This window comes from Rhizobium centroccidentale, from assembly GCF_030182565.1.
GTDB lineage: Bacteria > Pseudomonadota > Alphaproteobacteria > Rhizobiales > Rhizobiaceae > Rhizobium.
In genome coordinates, this window is sequence record NZ_JAQJCG010000013.1 from 106,217 (window position 1) to 123,224 (window position 17,008).

The window sequence follows — 17,008 nt, forward strand, 5'->3', positions numbered from 1 at the left end:
GTCAGTTTAGCGATCGAGGGTCGCCGAATTTAGCGCTCGGCGGCGGCTTGCTCTTCTTCCGTCTCGCCTTCCGGCTTCCGGCCCTTGAAGCCTTTCGCCAGCAGGAACATTTCCACCGACTCGGCTCTGGATGCGCCGGGCTTTACATGGATGACCTGACGGAAATTCTGCTTGAGGAAGGTCAAGAGGTCGCGCTCCGTACCGCCCTGGAAGGTCTTGGCAAGGAAGTGTCCGCCTTCGGCCAGCACCTCGACGGCGAAATGGGCTGCCACTTCGCAGAGATGCATGGTTCGCAGGTGGTCGGTGCGGTGATGGCCCGTCGTCGGCGCGGCCATATCCGACAGCACCAGATCGGGCGTACCTCCGACCGCATCGATCAGCCGCTGCGGCGCATCCGGCTCCAGAAAGTCGAGCTGCAGGATGCTGACGCCTGGAATCGGGGCCATTTCTAGGAAGTCGATCGCGGCGACGCGGATATCCTCCTCGGTCGAGTCGGTCACTTTGGCGGCGATTTGCGACCAACTGCCCGGAGCGGCACCCAGATCGATGATGCGTCGAGCGCCCTTGAGGATCTGATGCTTCTCGTCGATCTCCAGCAGCTTGAAGGCGGCGCGGGCGCGGTAACCTTCAAGCTGGGCGCGCTGCACATAGGGATCGTTGATATGGCGCTGCAGCCATTGGCGCGACGAAGCCTTCAGCTTCTTTTTCTTGACGCGCTGGCCGAGCTTGCGGCCCGTGCGGTTGCCGGCGATGGTTGGCTTGGTCACGTCTGCGGCCCCTTCATATCCCTCGGTCGATGACCCCGGCGCGAGCGACCCCGCCGCCAAACGCCATCGTCTGCCATCATGTCGGTCAGCAATCCCTCGCGCAGGCCGCGATCGGCAACGCGCATGCGCGGGCTCGGCCAACGGCGGCGGATCGCCTCCAGAATGGCACAGCCTGCCAGCACCAGATCGGCGCGATCCGGCCCGATGCAGGGATTGGCGGCGCGGCCGGCAAAATCCCAGGACAGGAGCTTGGCCTGCATCGCGCTCACTTCATCATCCGACAGCCAGACGCCGTCGACCCTGCGGCGATCGTAGCGCGGCAAGTCGAGATGGACGCCGGCAAGCGTCGTCACCGTGCCCGAAGTCCCGATCAGGTGGAAATCGCCGCTGTCGCGCGCGGCGCCATGCACCGGCGGGCAATCGAAACGCTCGAGCATGCGCTGAACTTCGGTGACCATGGTCTCGAACAGTTCAGGCGTTACATCGCGGCCGCCATGCCGCTCGGAGAGTGTGACGACACCGACGGGCAGCGAGGTCCAATGGGTGATGTGATTGGCCAGCCGGCTGGATCGGTTCTCGCCGATACGGATGACGGCAATCTCGGAGGAGCCGCCGCCGATATCGAACAGAACGACAGAGCGCGCCTCCGGCCCCACGAGCGACGAGCAGCCCGACACGGCAAGCCGCGCCTCGGTTTCGCGGTCGATGATTTCGAGCTGCAGACCGGTTTCTTCGGTCACGCGAGACAGAAACGCTTCCCCATTGTCGGCGGCGCGGCAGGCCTCGGTCGCGATCAGCCGCATACGCCGGATTTCACGCGTTTTCAGCTTGGCGGCGCAGATGCGCAGCGCCTCCACGGCCCGATCCATGGCCTCGCTCGACAGACGTCCGCTGGCACCGAGCCCTTCACCAAGACGCACGATGCGCGAAAAGGCATCAACCACCCGGAACTGGCCCGGACGTGTCGGCTGTGCAATCAGCAGACGGCAATTGTTGGTGCCGAGGTCGAGGGCCGCATAGAGGTCGAGTGGCCGGGAATCGGCGTCGGCATAGTGGTGATGTTGGCCCTGCCCTTCACGGCGCGGCGGCGATTGCCTGATCTGGCGATGCTCGTCATGGGCCACTGACGCATGCGCGTTCGAAGGTGCATTGGCAGGCGCGACGATCTGCGCCACTTTCTCATGCACCAGAGGCCGGCCCTGCAGGCCACGCTTGCTGCGATGCTTGCGCCGGTTCTTGCCGCTTTTATGCGAAGACGGATGGCCATGATCCGGCGAGGCACGATGCTCAGCCGGTGCCGAAAGCTGCTGTATCTGGGAAGCAGACTGCGCGCCACCTTGGGCTGCGCGTGCACGGCGCCGGCGCTTGCGCTTTTTGGCCGGTAAGCCAGCCTCATCCTCTGCTGGGCGTTGCGCCACCTGGCTGGACTTGCCTGCCTGGGCGGCCTCCGCAGAATGAGCGTTCGGACGGCCATGACCGCGCTTACGCTTCGCGCGCCGGGAGGATTTACCCTTCCTGCGCTCTGCTGCCGACGCCCCGTCTGCCTGCGGCGCTAGGCCGCTGTCGGGGTCACTCACGTATCTTTTCCACCGCGCCGCGCAAGGTCCCTGAAGGTATGCTGCTGGCACTCGTTCGATTTTCGTTGGGCAAAGAATACCAGCAGGATGGGTTTTCGCCAAATTCTTTTTGAATCACGCCATTTTAGTCGCGCGCCAAACAGCCCTCAGGCGATCAGATGCGCCCTGACATCAGCCGCAAGTTGCTCCATCCGGTCGATCGGCGCATGCCCGATCAGCATGAAGGCGTGGCTGGCGCTCGACCAATAGACGACATTCATGCCCTTGCGATTTTCCATGTCCGGCGCCGCCGCACCCTTGGCGGATCGGACGATGCAGAGCGCCATGGGACCGCTTTCCGGATCGAGATAGGCGATCTGAGCCAGCGGCTTGCTGTCATAATTCAGGATCTGAGCACGCTTGAACTCGACACCCGGCATGGCGACGGCTTCGGGCGCCAGCGACAGATTCAATTTGGCACCGACTTCATTCAATTGCGCAACCTGCTGCGCGCGATCGCCGGCCGGAGCACTCAGCGTATCCACCGTGTAAAGCGAGAGATATTCGGCCACCACTGCACGCCATTCGGCATCCTCGTCCGGCTGCGAACGCTTACGGCCGATACCAATCACTGCACGGTCGACAGCAATGGCGGCGACGAAACTCGCGGCCATTGCGGCCAGGAAACCGCGGCGGCCGATGCCAGCGGCGCGGACCTTGTCCTCCTTGGACGAGGGAATGGCGGCAAGCATGGCATCCAGCTTCGCAGCCGGTGCCTCATCAAGCATCGGCTGGAATGCCTCTGCGAAGGGCAAGGTGCTGCGCGACAGAAAATCGAATCGTTCCGCCACCTGCTCGTCGTCGGCGATCAATCGTTCGATCCGCTCGCGCTCGGCAGCATTCAGCTCGCCATCGATGAAGGCGGTGAGCTGCTCGTCCGAGGGCATCTGTCCTTTATGCGATTCACTCATTTCCATTCCCCAGTCGCTCACCTCCGGATGATTTTCCGTCCGCCGCTATCCCCATGCCTTCGGCGAGTTTCGCCCGCGCCGCCGCCAACCGGCTCATGACCGTGCCGATCGGCACATCAAGAACGTCGGCCACCTCGCGATAAGAAAGCCCTTCGACATAGGCCAGGAACACCGCGGTGCGCTGCGCTTCCGGCAGGGCCTGAACGCGCTGCAACACCTGCCCGGCCAGAACATGCGTTTCGGTTTCGCGAGCACCATCAAATACGAGGGTCTCATCGGCATCGACAAAGCCCTGCCCCATACGCACTCGGCGCGATCGGACCTCGTTCAGCCAGATCGAATGCAGGATGGCAAAGAGCCAGCGGTCGAGCCTCGTGCCGGCGGTAAACTGCGCCGCCCGTTCCAGAGCCCTGACACAGGTCGCCTGTACAAGATCGTCGGCCACGTCGCGCTGACGCGACAGCACGACACCATAGCGCCACAGCCGCGTCAGATGTTGGGACAGGCCTGCCCTGATATCCTCTTCGCTCGCTATGGCATCCTCCGCCGCTTTCGCATGTCCGGGAGCCGCCGATCTTTTTGGCGGCTCCGTTGCCGTCAGACTATAAGCAGAAATTGCGCCACGAGCGACCGGCATCACTCCCATATCCCTCGCAAAGCTCCCTGCTTCTCGTCTTTATCCCCGGCGCTGACCTGCGATCACAAGCTGGACGGATTCATGATCGCGGCGTGGAGATCGCGATATTCCTCACAGCTCGTGTTGCCGCAGAGCGTCTTGATCGTGTTCAGCTGGTCCTTGGCGAGGTCCATCTGGCCCTTGATGACGTAGGCTTCGCCGAGATATTCACGAACCAGCGTGTACTTCGGATCCATGGCGACGGACTTCTGGTAATAGGAAATGCCTTCGTCCGTGCGGCCTAGCTTGCGGGTAACATAGCCGCGATAGTTCAGCGCTTCCGCCGTGTTCGGGTTCTTCATCGTGTCGAGAACGGCCAGGGCTTCCTCGTAGCGATGATCCTTCTTGGCGAGCGAATAGGCGTAGTCGGCGCGGTTTTCGTCGGTGACGTTGGCGCTCTGCTGCTTGACGCACTTCTTCGCCTTCTGATCGTAGATCTCGCCCTTCTTGCAGGTCGGCGTCGTACTGGAATCGTCGCCTGCGGCGAAGGTGGGAACGGCGAAAGCGCCGAGGGTCAGGCTTGCACCGAGGGCGATGGAAGCCAGGCGAAATGCTTTGGTCGTCATGGAATGTCTCCTTGGCAAAATGAACGTTGCGAGGGGAGAACACACCGTCTGCATATTTTATTCGAACGACCCCGGAATTTTTTCGACATATCCTATGTCGAGACGCCGTCACTCTTTCGTGACTGCTCCGGCATCGAATAGACCACCTCTATCACGTGTTTCAGCCGACATGCCCCTCAAGGGCGCAGGAGAAACTCGTGACCGATACCGTCAAACTTCTAAGCCTTGCCGTCGCAACGCCCGACAATATCATTCTCCAGACCGACGCTGCCGAGACGGCTGGCCGTCTGTTCTCGGACCGCTTTCAGGACTTCAAATATCTCGCCCGCGTGTTCGAAAGCACCGGCATCCGCAAGCGCCATGTGGCGCGGCCGCTTTGCTGGTTCAAAGAGCCGCATGGCTGGCAGGATCGCATGGCCGCCTATACAGAGGTGGCCTCGGAGCTTTTCCGCCGGACGGCGGCTGCAGCGCTGCAACGCGCCGGTCTTGAGGCCCGGCATGTGGACTGCGTTGTTACCGTCTCATCCACCGGACTTACGACGCCGAGCCTCGACGCTCGGCTCGCCGGCTTGATGGGTTTTCGCAGCGATATCGAGCGCGTGCCGGTCTTCGGGCTCGGCTGTGCAGCCGGCGTATCCGGTCTTGCGGTCGCGACGAAGATGGCACGAAGCCGTCCGGGCGCTGTTGTCCTTTTTATCTCGATCGAACTCTGCTCCCTTGCCTTTCGGCTCGACGAACTGACACGGCCCAACATCATTGCCACCGCGCTGTTTGGCGATGGAGCAGCAGCCTGCGTGCTGCGGGCCGGCGAAGGCGGAATTGCAGAGATCGAATCGACGGGCGAACATCTTTTCCCCGACAGCCTCAGCATCATGGGCTGGAAAATCGACGATACCGGCTTCGGCATCATCCTCGAACAATCGCTGCCAATCTTTGCCGAAACGCATCTCAAGAGCGCCGTTGCCGGCATCCTGGAGCGATCCCGGCTATTACTCTCGGATATCGACCGCTTCATCTGTCATCCCGGCGGCGCCAAGGTACTGGCGGCTCTCGAAAGCGCGCTCGGCCTTGAAGAAGGCTCGCTCGATATCGAACGCGAGGTGATCCGCGACTACGGCAACATGTCCTCGCCCACCGTAATGTTCGTGCTCGAGCGCGCGATCACGGCTGGCTTGCCGGAACGTTCCGCCCTGCTTGCCATGGGGCCGGGATTTTCGGCAAGCTGCATCACCTTGAAGAGGGTCGCCTGATGCTGTGGCCTTCGATCACGCTTCTGGCCTTCGTGACGCTGCAGCGACTGGCGGAGCTCATCTATGCAAGGCATAACACCGCAGCACTCCTTGCCCGCGGAGCCCATGAACATGCAGCGGAGCACTATCCCTTCATGGTGGCGATGCATGCGGCCTGGCTGATCGGATTATGGTTCTTAGCCATCGGCCGGCCGGTCGATCCCTTCTGGTTCGTGCTGTTCATGGTGCTGCAGGCGACGCGCCTCTGGGTGCTGGCGACGCTTGGGGAACGCTGGACGACGCGCATCATCATATTGCCCGGCGCCGCTCTGGTGACCAAAGGTCCCTATCGTTTCCTCAGCCATCCCAACTATGCCGTCGTCGTCGGCGAGATCGCCGTGCTGCCGCTTGCTTTCGGGCTGCCGCTTTATGCCGCAATCTTTTCTGTGCTCAACGGCATCATTCTCGCAATCCGAATCCGCGCCGAAAACACCGGCCTGCGACAGACTGCAAACTGATCCGCATTTTTCAATTGCGCCGCTCAAATTTGGCAGGCATTTTCGATGCTTAGAGCACGGTCAGGCCATGCGGAACGACCGGGCGGCAATGCAATAGGCATGCGGATAGCAGGATAAGATGACAAAGGACGCAATCGTTCTCGGCGCAGGCATCGTCGGCGTTTCGACGGCAATCCATCTGCAGCGGCGGGGGCGGCAAGTCGTCCTCGTCGACCGCCAGCCACCAGGCCAGGGAACATCCTTCGGCAATGCCGGCCTGATCCAGCGCGAAGGTGTCGTGCCCTACGGCTTTCCGCAACAGTTCGGCCTGCTGCTGCGCTATGCCTTCAACAACCGCATCGACGCGCATTATCATCTGCGCGCCCTGCCGGCGCAGATCGCCTTCCTCGCCCGCTATTGGTGGAACTCCAACACCAAGCGTCACGAGATGATTTCGCGCGCCTATGCGCCGCTGATCGAACATTCCGTCAGCGAGCACAACGATCTCATCGAAGCCTCGCATGCCGAAGAGCTCATTCGCAAGAACGGATGGGTGGAACTGTTCCGTTCGAACGAGAAGCGCGACGCCGAGTTTGCCGAGGCCGAGCGCCTCAACCGCGAATTCGGGATCGGCTACGACGCACTGAGCAACGCGGAGATCACAACCATGGAGCCGCATCTCAGAGGCAATTTTTCCGGCGCGCTTCGCTGGCGCGACCCCTGGTCTGTGCTCGACCCGCATGGGCTGACGGCGACCTATCGCCGCTATTTCGAAAGCATTGGCGGCCGTGTGACGACCGGGGATGCCGTCTCGCTCGGCATGGCCGGCTCGGCCTGGAGAATGGTGACGGCGGAAGGGTCGATCGAGGCGGAGGATGTCGTCGTCGCACTCGGCCCCTGGGCCGATATCGTGACGAAACGCTTCGGCTATGCCTTTCCGCTCGGGGTCAAGCGCGGCTATCACATGCATTACGCCGCCGAGGGCAATGCCATCCTCAACAACTGGACGCTGGATGCCGAGCGCGGCTACCTGCTGGCACCGATGAGCCGCGGCATTCGTCTGACAACGGGCGCCGAATTCGCCCTGCGCGATGCTCCCAAGACACCGGTCCAGCTCGACCGTGCCGAGGCCGTCGCGCGTACCACCTTCCCGCTCGGCGAGCGGCTCGACCCGGAACCCTGGATGGGCGCGCGGCCTTGCACGCCAGACATGATGCCGATCATCGGCAAGGCGCCACGGCACAACGGCCTATGGTTTGCTTTCGGCCACGCTCATCACGGGCTGACGCTCGGGCCCGTGACCGGCCGCGTGCTCGCCGAGCTCATTACCGGCGAAAAGCCCTTTATCGATATTTCGGCTTATGCTCCGGGCCGGTTTGCACCGTAAGCTTATGATTTAGAGAATTGCTTTCAAGCTTTTGACAGAGGCATCGACGATCTCTTCGATCGTGGCGTCAATGTCGACCGTGACGACGCCGGGCTCGCCGGTCGGCACTTCCAAAGTCTGCAATTGGCTTTCGAGCAGCGACGTCGGCATGAAATGCCCCTTGCGCTCGCCCATACGCTTCGTCAGCAGCTCTTTCGAGCCTTCGAGATAGATGAAATAGAGGTGGCCACCGGCAGACGCCCGCAGCCGTTCGCGATAGACGCGCTTCAGCGCCGAGCAGGTAACGGCAACGCCTTCGCCTTTCGCAAGACTTGCCGATATTTCCTGGCCGATCTTTTCCAGCCAGGGCCAGCGATCCTCGTCCGTCAGGGGGATGCCCTTGCTCATCTTCTCGACGTTGGCGGCCGGATGCAGGGCATCGCCTTCGATGAAATGGATGCCGAGCTTGGCCGCGATACCCTCTCCGATCGAGGATTTACCGCTGCCGCTCACACCCATGACGATGATGGCAAACGGGATTTTGGATGTTTCACTCATGTTGTCTTCTGCCTTGAATGACGGATGCCAATGATCGTCAGGCGGGTCTGCCGTCGACGCATCCGATTGCCTGGCCCCTCACCCTAGCCCTCTCCCCGTAAACGGGGCGAGGGAACGACGGAGCAAGCCAATCGGTCACCGCGCCTAGGACAAGCAGCGCTAGGCAAGATCAGCCCCCTCGCCCCGTTTACGGGGAGAGGGTTGGGGTGAGGGGCAAGCAACAAGAGGCGAAAGTCGAACCTGCCCGATTCGCAACTTGGATCAATCCAGCGGAAAGAAACAGGAAAATTTATGCGTTCCCTCGCCCGCCAGTTCCGGTTCGACCTGCCGGCACTTGTCCTGGGCGCGCCAGCAGCGCGGATTGAAGTGGCATCCCTTCGGCGGATTGAGCGGCGACGGCAGCTCGCCCTGCAGGCGGATGCGGTTCTTCTCGCGATCCGGATCGGCGATCGGCGTCGCCGACAGAAGGGCAGCAGTATAGGGATGGCGCGGCCGGCTGAAGACCTCTTCGGCCGTGCCGGTTTCCACCGGACGTCCGAGATACATGACCATCACATCGTCTGCGATATGACGCACGACGGAGAGGCCATGCGAGATGAAGAGATAGGCAAGCCCCATCTCTTTCTGCAGGTCCATCAAAAGGTTCAGGACTTGCGCCTGAATCGACAGATCGAGTGCGGACACCGGCTCATCGAGCACCAGCACCTTCGGCCGCAGCATCAGGGCGCGCGCAATGGCGATGCGCTGGCGCTGGCCGCCCGAAAACATATGCGGATAACGATCATAGTGCTCTGGGCGCAGACCGACGCGTGCCATCATCTCCTCCACCTTGCGGCGGCGGGTGGCAGCATCGTCATCCGTGTTGATCTTCAGCGGCTCTTCCAGGATCGAGCCGACCTTCTGGCGCGGGTTCAGCGAGCCATAGGGGTTCTGGAACACGATCTGCACCGCGCTGCGCAGGCTGCGATCGCCCAGCCTGGCGGGCTTGCCGTCGATCAGCAATTCGCCGGCCGTCGGGTTTTCGATCATCGTCACGAGGCGAGCGAGCGTCGACTTGCCGCAGCCGGATTCACCGACCACGGCAAGCGTGCGGCCCGACTGCAGGCTGAAACTGACGCCGTTCAGCGCCTTGACGGTCGCTTCCGGTTTGAAGGTGCCGCGCTTGACGGTGTAGAAGCGGGCGAGGTCGCGCCCTTCGAGAACAGCGCCGGTCATGCGGCACCTCCTGCTTTTTGCGTGGTGGCAATGCCGGGATGGCCGAGCGGCTTGCCATGTTGCAGCGGATAATTGCATAGGGCTACGCCCAGTTCGGGCCCCTGACGCTTGACGCCCTTGTCGCATTCCAGCGTTGCAAAGGAGCAGCGCGGCGCAAAGAGACAGCCAGTCGGCCGATCGTGCTGACCGGGAACGACGCCGGCGATCGATGGCAGGCGCTCGCCGACCTCGGCGCGCTCCGGCAGAGCCGAAAGAAGGGCTGCGGTATAGGGATGATGCGGATCGCGGAACAGTTCCTTGACCGGCTGCTCCTCGACCTTCTGGCCGGCATATTGCACCTGCACGCGCTCCGCCGTTTCGGCGACGACGCCCATGTCGTGGGTAATGAGCACGAGCGCCATGCCCTGCTCCCGCTGCAAGCGCACGAGCAGGTCGAGGATCTGCGCCTGGATCGTCACGTCGAGGGCGGTCGTGGGCTCGTCTGCGATCAGCAGCTTCGGATTGCAGGCGAGAGCCATGGCGATCATGACGCGCTGGCTCATACCACCGGACATCTGATGCGGGAAGTTCGACAGGCGATCCGCAGGGGCTGGAATGCCGACGAGATTCAACAGCTCGATCGAGCGTTCACGGCGCGCCTTGCGGTCGAGGCCCATATGGATGCGGAGCGTCTCGCCGAGCTGGAAGCCGACCGTGAAGCACGGGTTGAGGCTCGACATCGGCTCCTGGAAGATCATGGCCATGTCCTTGCCGATGATCTTGCGGCGCTGACGCGAGGAGATACCGCGCAGGTCCTTGCCATCGAACATCATGCGGTCGGCGGTGATCTTCGCCGTCCAGGGCAGAAGGCCCATCATGGCAAGCATGGATACGGATTTGCCGGAACCAGATTCGCCGACGATCGACAGGATTTCTCCCTTGTCGCATGTCAGCGAGACGCCATCGACCGCCCGGAACAAGCCGGACGAGGTCTGGAATTCGACGGAGAGGTTTTCAATATCGAGGAGTGCCATTACGACCTCTTCAGCTTCGGGTCGAAGGCATCGCGCAGGCCGTCGCCCATCAGGTTGATGGCGAGCACCGTGATCAGGATGCAGAGACCGGGGAAAGTAACGAGCCAGGGGTTGCTCTGGAAGAATTCGCGCGAGTCGGCGAGCATCGTGCCCCATTCCGGCGTCGGCGGCTGGGCGCCTTGGCCGAGAAAGCCGAGCGCGGCGGCTTCGAGAATGGCGGCCGAGAAGGCGAGTGTCGCCTGCACGATCAGCGGACCCAGACAGTTCGGAAGTATGGTCTTGAACATCAGCCGCAGATGGCCCGCGCCGGCAACCCGCGAGGCGATGACATATTCCTTGTCCCGCTCGGCCATGACGGAGGCGCGCGTCAGACGGACGAAATGCGGCTGGTTGACGATCGAGATTGCGATCATCGCATTGATCAGACCCGGGCCGAGGATTGCCACGAGCACCAGGGCGAGCAGCAGCGACGGAACCGCAAGAATGATGTCCATGACACGCATGATGATCGTGTCGATACGACCACGGGCATAGCCGGCGACAAGTCCGATCAAAATGCCGACTATCGCCGAAAGCGAGGCGACGACGAGGCCGATGAACAGCGAGAAGCGCGTGCCGTAAATGAGGCGCGACAGGAGATCGCGACCGTTGGCATCGGTGCCGAGCAGGAAACTGCTGTTGCTGCCCTCCGCCCAGGCGGGCGGCAGGCGCTGCATATCGCTGCCGTAGGCAATATCGGGATTATGCGGCGCCACGACGCCGGCAAAGATTGCCAGAAACAGGACGAAGAGGAAGATCGCAAGGCCGATGACGGCGCCCTTGTTGCGAGAGAAATAATACCAGAACTCCGCAAGAGCGGAAGGACGGTCGGATTTGACACTAACCGTTTTGACGCTAACCGTGCTCATGGGCCGCTCCTAGTGACGAATGCGTGGATTGACGAAGCCGTAGAGCAGGTCGACGACGAGATTGACGAGCATGACGATGCCGGCGATCAGCAACAAGCCGCCCTGCACCACCGGATAATCGCGCTTGAAGACCGCATCGATCATCCATTTGCCGATACCCGGCCAGGAGAAGATGCTTTCCGTCAGGATGGCGCCGCCGAGCAGCACGCCGACCTGCAGGCCAATCGTGGTGACGACGGGGATCATCGCATTGCGCAGTGCATGCACGGAAACGACGCGCAGCGGCGAGAGGCCCTTGGAGCGGGCCGTACGCACATAATCCTCGCCGAGCACTTCGAGCATCGCCGAGCGCGTTTGGCGGGCGATAACGGCGAGCGGGATCGTGCCAAGCACGATGGTCGGCAGGATCAGCGAATTAAAAGCGGACCAGAAGGCGCCCTTTTGGCCGGACAGAAGGCTATCGATCAGCATGAAGCCGGTGATCGGCTTGAAGAAATAGATGAGACCGATACGGCCCGAAACCGGCGTCCAGTGCAGATAGCCGTTGAAGACGATGATAAGCAGCAAGCCCCACCAGAAGATCGGCATGGAATAGCCGACGAGGGCGACACCCATGACGCTCTGGTCGAACCATGTGCCCCGCTTCACGGCGGCAAAAACGCCGGCCGGTATGCCAAGACAGATCGCGAGGATCATGGCACAGATCGACAGCTCGAGCGTGGCCGGGAAGAAGGTCAAAAAGTCAGTCAGCACGTCACGCTTTGTGGTGATCGAGGTGCCGAGATCGCCATGAAGGGCATTCCAGATATATCGACCGTACTGCACGACCATCGGCTGGTCGTAGCCGAGATCGTGGGTGATCTGCGCATGGCGTTCCGGCGACATGACGCGTTCGCCCGACAGCAGCATGACAGGATCGCCGGGAAGCAGGCGGATGAAAGAGAAGGCGACGATCGATACGCCGAGGAATGTCGGTATCAGCACCGCTAGCCGGCTGAGAAGAAATCGCAACATGGCAGATGTCCAAATTTTTCCGGCGGTCAGACAGAGTGTCTGACCGCCGGGTCGCCCGGTCCTAGCCGGGCATTCTCACAGATTTTTCGTTATTCGGCGATATCCACGCCGTCGAAGCGGTGAACGCCAACCGGATCCTGATGATAACCGGAGACATTCTTCGTCATCGGGACGAACTCTTCCGAATGGTCGATGGTCATCCACGGTGCTTCGCGCTTGAAGACGACCTGGGCCTGTTCGTAGAGCTTGGTGCGCTCCTTGACGTCAGCCGTCTGCTTGGCCTTCTTCACTAGATCGTCGAATTCCTTGTTGCACCACTGCGCACGGTTGTTGCCGCCGACAGCGTCGCAGCCGAGCAGCGTGTCAAGGAAGTTGTCCGGATCGCCGTTGTCACCGGTCCAGCCGAGGATGGCTGCGCCGTCACGGTCCTTGGCGGAGGAGAGCTTCAGGTACTGGGCCCAGTCATAGGTGACGATCTCGACCTTGACGCCGATCTTCGCAAGGTCCGCCTGCATCAGCTCGGCAGCGCGGCGGGCGTTCAGCATGTACGGGCGCGACACCGGCATCGCCCAGATCTTCATGCTGAGATCCTTGACGCCGGCCTTTTCGAGCAGCTTCTTGGCTTCTTCCGGATTGAAGGCGTCGTCCTTGATGTCCTTGTTGTAGGACCACATGGTCGGCGGGATCGGGTTGGTCGCAACCTTACCGGAGCCCTGGAAGACGGCGTCGACAATGGCCTGCTTGTTGACAGCCATGTTGATCGCCTTGCGCACTTCGACCTTGTCGAACGGAGCGACCAGCGTATTGTAGGCGAGGTAGGAGACGTTCAGGCCGGCCTGCTCAAGAACCTTGAGGTTCTTGTCGGCCTTGAGGTCCTTGATATCGGCCGCATTCGGGTAAGGCATGATGTTGCACTCGCCCGACTTCAGCTTCTGCGCGCGGACGGAGGCGTCGGGCGTGATCGCGAAGACGAGATCGTCGATCTTTTCCTTGCCCTTGAAGTAGGTTTCGTTTGCCTTGTAGCGGATGACGGCATCCGGCTGATAGGCGACGAAGGCGAATGGACCGGTGCCGAGCGGCTGCTGGTTCATCTGCTCCATCTTCTTGTCGGCCTGCAGCTTGTCTGCATATTCCTTCGAGAGGATCGAAGCGAAGTCCATGGCAAGGTCAGCGAGGAAGGGAGCTTCCGGACGGTTCAGGACGAATTTGACAGTGAGGTCGTCAACCTTGTCGATCGACTTGATGAGCTTCGGGAAACCCATACCATCGGCATATTCATAAGAGCCGCCGGCGACATACTTTGCCCAGGGGCTGTCCGTGCCCAGCTGACGGCTGATCGAGAAGATAACGTCATCGGCGTTAAAATCGCGCGTCGGCGTGAAATAGTCGTTCGTTTGGAACTTCACGCCCTTGCGGAGCTTGAAGGTGTATTCCTTGCCGTCCGGAGACACGGTCCAGCTTTCCGCGAGACCCGGCTCGATTTCGGTGCTGCCATGCTTAAATTCGACAAGGCGGCTATAGACTGTGCGCGACGCGGCGTCGAAAGTATTGCCTCCGGTGTAGAGACCCGGGTCAAAACCTTCCGGCGAGCTTTCCGAGCAATAGACAAGCGTTTTTGACCAGGCGGACGTCGCCATGACCGAAGCCAAGGCTGTCACTGCCAGCAGGACAGAAATCTTTTTCATGATATCGTTTCCCAGATTTGTTATTCTTTTGAAGCCGTGGACACCACCAGAGGTTCCCATCCGGATCGCGCCGATGGAACTTTATTTTAAGTTTGAAAGCAACAAGCGCCGCCTAAAATTTTTCCAATTTCTAGAGTTTGGAAATTTTTGGATGAAAAAACCACTGGATTGATAATTTTCTGGCAAAAAACTGCATGCTTTTAGTGGATTCGGAACGAATTGCCGTTTTCCTCTTTCAATCCGCCAACCACCTATTGCCCCGGATGGGAGGCAATACAAACGAAAATCCGCAGCTACCGGCGGTAACTGCGGACCGAAACCTGTTCGAATTTCAGACGACTGATCAGGCGGCCGGGGCTGCGATCACCGGCTTCTTCGCGATCGCCTTGTGATCCTTGTCGGTGAGGCCAAGGAGGAAATTGATCTGGGGGCGGGCCTTGACGAGGTCGTCGATGGAATATTCGGTCAGAACGTCGAAGAAGGCGTTGAGCGCCTTGCGCAACGCCGAGTTGAGGCCGCAGCTATCGACCAACGGGCATTCCACCACGCCGTCCTCGAAGCATTCCGCCATGGCGAAACTGTCCTCGGTGACGCGGACGACATCGAACAGGCTGATATCGGTCGCGGGTTTGCCAAGGCGTACGCCGCCATTGCGGCCACGCACCGTTTCGACGAGGCCTGCCTTCGTCAACGGCTGCAGAATCTTGAAGAGGAACAGTTCGGACACGCTGTATGCCTTGGCGATTTCCGGAATTCGGCTCAGATGGCCTTCATTGGCGGCGCAATACATCAGCATGCGCACTGCGTAATTGGTCTGCTTGGTCAAACGCATGCCGATCTCCTGGAATCGAGGCTGCTTAGGGGCTGATCCCGTATATAGTGGCTTTCTTAGTTTTGAACAATTCCAAAATATGAAATTCATATTCAGCTTATTTAGAAAGCCGGCCGTCCAGCCCGTGCCGATCTCCAACCGGCCATGTCCAAACTTATGGCACGGAAATCCAGACCGCCATTTCGCAGCCGCCCGGCTCGCGGAAATGAAACCGCCGGCCGCCGGGAAAATCGAAGGCGGGACGGGTGATGACGCCGCCGGCGAATTCGACGGCGCGCTGGGCAGCCTCCAGATCGGTGGTACGCACGACGGGCAGCGGCGTGCCGGCCGCCTCTCCCGCATCTCCGTCAATGCCGGCATCTATCCCGGCCGCCTCGATGACATGGTAGGTCGGTCCATAGCTGACAAAGCTCCAGTCGAAGGCTTCTTCGAAGAAGCGGCGGGTCTTTAGGCCGTCTTTCGACGGAAATTCGAGATAGTCGATCTGATAGGTTATGGCCATCGCTCGGCCCTCCCGTTGTTCTTGTTTTGTTCTAAATGAAAACAGCGGCAATGACAAGATGACTCCGTCGAAAACAAACGCAATAGAAAAGCCGCCGTCCGAAAGGTGTCGGACGACGGCCGATGGAAGCCAATGATTGCGATGCTTATTTCATCGTCGGCATGACGAACTCGGCGCCATCCTTGATACCGGACGGCCAGCGGGCGGTGATCGTCTTCGTGCGCGTCCAGAACTTGATGGAGTCCGTGCCGTGCTGGTTGAGGTCACCGAAGCTCGAAGCTTTCCAGCCGCCGAAAGAGTGGTAGGCGAGCGGAACCGGGATCGGAACGTTGACGCCGATCATGCCGATATTGATGCGTGAAGCGAAATCGCGGGCCGCATCGCCGTCACGGGTGTAGATGGCGACGCCGTTGCCGTATTCGTGCTTCATCGGCAGGTCGAGCGCTTCCTCGTAGTTCTTCGCGCGGACGACCGAGAGGACCGGTCCGAAGATCTCGGTCTTGTAGATGTCCATGTCGGGCTTGACATGGTCGAACAGCGTGCCGCCGACGAAATAGCCGTCCTCATAGCCCTGAAGCTTGAAGCCGCGGCCGTCGACGACCAGCTTGGCGCCTTCTTCGACGCCGCGGTCGATCAGGCCATTGACGCGGTTATAGGCATCATTGGTGACGAGCGGGCCCATGTCGGCCTTATCATCGGTGTAGGGGCCGATGCGCAGGGATTCGATCTTCGGAACCAGCTTTTCGACGAGCCGGTTGGCAGTCTCCTCGCCCACCGGGACGGCGACCGATACCGCCATGCAGCGCTCGCCGGCCGAGCCGTAGCCTGCACCCATCAGGGCGTTGACGGCCTGGTCCATATCGGCATCGGGCATGATGATCATGTGGTTCTTGGCGCCGCCGAAGCACTGGGCGCGCTTGCCGTTCATCGCGGCCGTGCCATAGACGTATCGGGCGATCGGCGTGGAGCCGACGAAGGAAACGGCAGCGATATCCGGATCGGTCAGGATGGCGTCGACGGCGGCCTTGTCGCCATTGACGACGTTGAGGATGCCGGCAGGCAGGCCGGCTTCGATCATCAGTTCGGCCAAACGAAGCGGCACGGAGGGATCGCGCTCAGACGGCTTAAGGATGAAGGCATTGCCGCAGGCGATTGCCGGGGCGAACATCCACATCGGGATCATGGCCGGGAAGTTGAACGGCGTGATGCCCGCGCCGACCCCGACAGCCTGGCGGATGGAATACATGTCGATCGCCGGGCCGGCGCCTTCGGTGAACTCGCCCTTCTGCAGATGTGGAATGCCGCAGACGAATTCGCAGACTTCGAGGCCGCGGATGATATCACCCTTGGAATCCTCGACCGTCTTGCCGTGCTCCTTGGAAAGAAGCGTCGCCAGTTCATCCATGTTCTGGTTCAGAAGTTCGACGAATTTGAAGAAGACGCGGGCGCGGCGCTGCGGGTTGGTGGCGGCCCATTTCGGCTGCGCAGCCTTGGCGTTTGCGACGGCTGCGCGCAGTTCTTCGACGCTGGCGAGCGCGACGGTTGCCTGCACTTCGCCGGTTGCCGGATTGTAGACGTTGCTCGTGCGCCCGCTCGTGCCGGCGACGTGCTTGCCGCCGATGAAATGACCGATCTCACGCATGGATGTGCCTC

The 17,008-nt window shown here is 61.0% G+C and carries 17 protein-coding genes; 3 read left to right on the forward strand and 14 right to left on the reverse strand.

Translation table 11 applies throughout. The features are described 5' to 3' along the window. Nucleotides 1-29: 29 nt before the first annotated feature. The 5 genes from PH562_RS18185 to PH562_RS18205 all read right to left on the reverse strand — a co-directional run bounded on the left by PH562_RS18185 (nucleotide 30) and on the right by PH562_RS18205 (nucleotide 4,536). Entirely contained in the window at nucleotides 30-767 is a 738-nt protein-coding gene (locus PH562_RS18185; RefSeq protein ID WP_285174463.1) for an RlmE family RNA methyltransferase, read from the reverse strand. Beyond that, nucleotides 764-2,344, reverse strand: a complete 1,581-nt coding sequence (locus PH562_RS18190; protein ID WP_285174464.1) for a Ppx/GppA phosphatase family protein — start codon at nucleotides 2,342-2,344, stop codon at nucleotides 764-766. The genes PH562_RS18185 and PH562_RS18190 overlap by 4 nt, the downstream gene beginning before the upstream one ends. A 146-nt stretch (nucleotides 2,345-2,490) precedes the next feature. After that, nucleotides 2,491-3,294, reverse strand: coding sequence for an anti-sigma factor family protein (locus PH562_RS18195; protein WP_285174465.1), 804 nt, complete (start codon nucleotides 3,292-3,294; stop codon nucleotides 2,491-2,493). Continuing rightward, nucleotides 3,287-3,931: an RNA polymerase sigma factor gene (locus PH562_RS18200; RefSeq protein ID WP_285174578.1), complete on the reverse strand. Its 645-nt coding sequence runs from the start codon at nucleotides 3,929-3,931 to the stop codon at nucleotides 3,287-3,289. The genes PH562_RS18195 and PH562_RS18200 overlap by 8 nt, the downstream gene beginning before the upstream one ends. A gap of 62 nt (nucleotides 3,932-3,993) precedes the next feature. Then, the gene (locus tag PH562_RS18205; protein ID WP_113232145.1) at nucleotides 3,994-4,536 is read right to left on the reverse strand and encodes a tetratricopeptide repeat protein; all 543 of its coding nucleotides are present in this window, start codon (nucleotides 4,534-4,536) and stop codon (nucleotides 3,994-3,996) included. A 197-nt stretch (nucleotides 4,537-4,733) separates the two neighbouring features. On the opposite strand from PH562_RS18205, the gene PH562_RS18210 reads away from it, so the two are divergent. The 3 genes from PH562_RS18210 to PH562_RS18220 all read left to right on the forward strand — a co-directional run bounded on the left by PH562_RS18210 (nucleotide 4,734) and on the right by PH562_RS18220 (nucleotide 7,649). Beyond that, the gene (locus PH562_RS18210) at nucleotides 4,734-5,786 is read left to right on the forward strand and encodes a type III polyketide synthase (protein WP_285174466.1); all 1,053 of its coding nucleotides are present in this window, start codon (nucleotides 4,734-4,736) and stop codon (nucleotides 5,784-5,786) included. Next, a complete protein-coding gene (locus PH562_RS18215) occupies nucleotides 5,786-6,283 on the forward strand; it encodes an isoprenylcysteine carboxyl methyltransferase family protein (RefSeq protein WP_285174467.1) in 498 nt (165 codons plus the stop codon). Before PH562_RS18210 ends, PH562_RS18215 begins: the two co-directional genes overlap by 1 nt. 118 nt (nucleotides 6,284-6,401) lie before the next feature. After that, nucleotides 6,402-7,649, forward strand: a complete 1,248-nt coding sequence (locus PH562_RS18220) for an NAD(P)/FAD-dependent oxidoreductase (RefSeq protein WP_285174468.1) — start codon at nucleotides 6,402-6,404, stop codon at nucleotides 7,647-7,649. Between the two features lie 9 nt (nucleotides 7,650-7,658). On the opposite strand, the gene PH562_RS18225 is transcribed toward PH562_RS18220, so the two are convergent. The 9 genes from PH562_RS18225 to PH562_RS18265 form a co-directional block, all read right to left on the reverse strand. After that, entirely contained in the window at nucleotides 7,659-8,186 is a 528-nt protein-coding gene (locus tag PH562_RS18225; protein WP_285174469.1) for a gluconokinase, read from the reverse strand. Nucleotides 8,187-8,447: 261 nt separating this feature from the next. Beyond that, nucleotides 8,448-9,401, reverse strand: a complete 954-nt coding sequence (locus PH562_RS18230; protein WP_113232150.1) for a peptide ABC transporter ATP-binding protein — start codon at nucleotides 9,399-9,401, stop codon at nucleotides 8,448-8,450. Continuing rightward, nucleotides 9,398-10,414: an ABC transporter ATP-binding protein gene (locus PH562_RS18235; RefSeq protein ID WP_113232151.1), complete on the reverse strand. Its 1,017-nt coding sequence runs from the start codon at nucleotides 10,412-10,414 to the stop codon at nucleotides 9,398-9,400. Before PH562_RS18235 ends, PH562_RS18230 begins: the two co-directional genes overlap by 4 nt. Continuing rightward, nucleotides 10,414-11,322, reverse strand: coding sequence for an ABC transporter permease subunit (locus PH562_RS18240; protein WP_113232152.1), 909 nt, complete (start codon nucleotides 11,320-11,322; stop codon nucleotides 10,414-10,416). Before PH562_RS18240 ends, PH562_RS18235 begins: the two co-directional genes overlap by 1 nt. Before the next feature lie 9 nt (nucleotides 11,323-11,331). After that, on the reverse strand, nucleotides 11,332-12,336 hold the full coding sequence (locus tag PH562_RS18245) for an ABC transporter permease subunit (protein ID WP_113232153.1): 1,005 nt from the start codon (nucleotides 12,334-12,336) through the stop codon (nucleotides 11,332-11,334). Between the two features lie 89 nt (nucleotides 12,337-12,425). Beyond that, nucleotides 12,426-14,021 carry an ABC transporter substrate-binding protein gene (locus PH562_RS18250; RefSeq protein WP_113232154.1) on the reverse strand — a complete coding sequence of 532 codons (1,596 nt, stop codon included), beginning with the start codon at nucleotides 14,019-14,021 and terminating at the stop codon, nucleotides 12,426-12,428. A 343-nt stretch (nucleotides 14,022-14,364) separates the two neighbouring features. Further along, nucleotides 14,365-14,853, reverse strand: a complete 489-nt coding sequence (rirA, locus tag PH562_RS18255; RefSeq protein WP_113232155.1) for an iron-responsive transcriptional regulator RirA — start codon at nucleotides 14,851-14,853, stop codon at nucleotides 14,365-14,367. Between the two features lie 154 nt (nucleotides 14,854-15,007). After that, entirely contained in the window at nucleotides 15,008-15,355 is a 348-nt protein-coding gene (locus PH562_RS18260; RefSeq protein WP_113330104.1) for a VOC family protein, read from the reverse strand. Between the two features lie 145 nt (nucleotides 15,356-15,500). Next, nucleotides 15,501-16,997 carry a CoA-acylating methylmalonate-semialdehyde dehydrogenase gene (locus PH562_RS18265; RefSeq protein ID WP_285174470.1) on the reverse strand — a complete coding sequence of 499 codons (1,497 nt, stop codon included), beginning with the start codon at nucleotides 16,995-16,997 and terminating at the stop codon, nucleotides 15,501-15,503. Nucleotides 16,998-17,008 lie beyond the last annotated feature (11 nt).

Bases quoted from the DNA above. Each gene is read 5' to 3' on its own strand.
- PH562_RS18195 (WP_285174465.1), bottom strand. From the start codon at position 3,294: ATGAGTGAATCGCATAAAGGACAGATGCCCTCGGACGAGCAGCTCACC.
- PH562_RS18200 (WP_285174578.1), bottom strand. From the start codon at position 3,931: ATGCCGGTCGCTCGTGGCGCAATTTCTGCTTATAGTCTGACGGCAACG.
- PH562_RS18205 (WP_113232145.1), bottom strand. From the start codon at position 4,536: ATGACGACCAAAGCATTTCGCCTGGCTTCCATCGCCCTCGGTGCAAGC.
- PH562_RS18215 (WP_285174467.1), top strand. From the start codon at position 5,786: ATGCTGTGGCCTTCGATCACGCTTCTGGCCTTCGTGACGCTGCAGCGA.
- PH562_RS18220 (WP_285174468.1), top strand. From the start codon at position 6,402: ATGACAAAGGACGCAATCGTTCTCGGCGCAGGCATCGTCGGCGTTTCG.
- PH562_RS18225 (WP_285174469.1), bottom strand. From the start codon at position 8,186: ATGAGTGAAACATCCAAAATCCCGTTTGCCATCATCGTCATGGGTGTG.
- PH562_RS18230 (WP_113232150.1), bottom strand. From the start codon at position 9,401: ATGACCGGCGCTGTTCTCGAAGGGCGCGACCTCGCCCGCTTCTACACC.
- PH562_RS18235 (WP_113232151.1), bottom strand. From the start codon at position 10,414: ATGGCACTCCTCGATATTGAAAACCTCTCCGTCGAATTCCAGACCTCG.
- PH562_RS18240 (WP_113232152.1), bottom strand. From the start codon at position 11,322: ATGAGCACGGTTAGCGTCAAAACGGTTAGTGTCAAATCCGACCGTCCT.
- PH562_RS18245 (WP_113232153.1), bottom strand. From the start codon at position 12,336: ATGTTGCGATTTCTTCTCAGCCGGCTAGCGGTGCTGATACCGACATTC.
- PH562_RS18250 (WP_113232154.1), bottom strand. From the start codon at position 14,021: ATGAAAAAGATTTCTGTCCTGCTGGCAGTGACAGCCTTGGCTTCGGTC.
- rirA (WP_113232155.1), bottom strand. From the start codon at position 14,853: ATGCGTTTGACCAAGCAGACCAATTACGCAGTGCGCATGCTGATGTAT.
- PH562_RS18260 (WP_113330104.1), bottom strand. From the start codon at position 15,355: ATGGCCATAACCTATCAGATCGACTATCTCGAATTTCCGTCGAAAGAC.
- PH562_RS18265 (WP_285174470.1), bottom strand. From the start codon at position 16,997: ATGCGTGAGATCGGTCATTTCATCGGCGGCAAGCACGTCGCCGGCACG.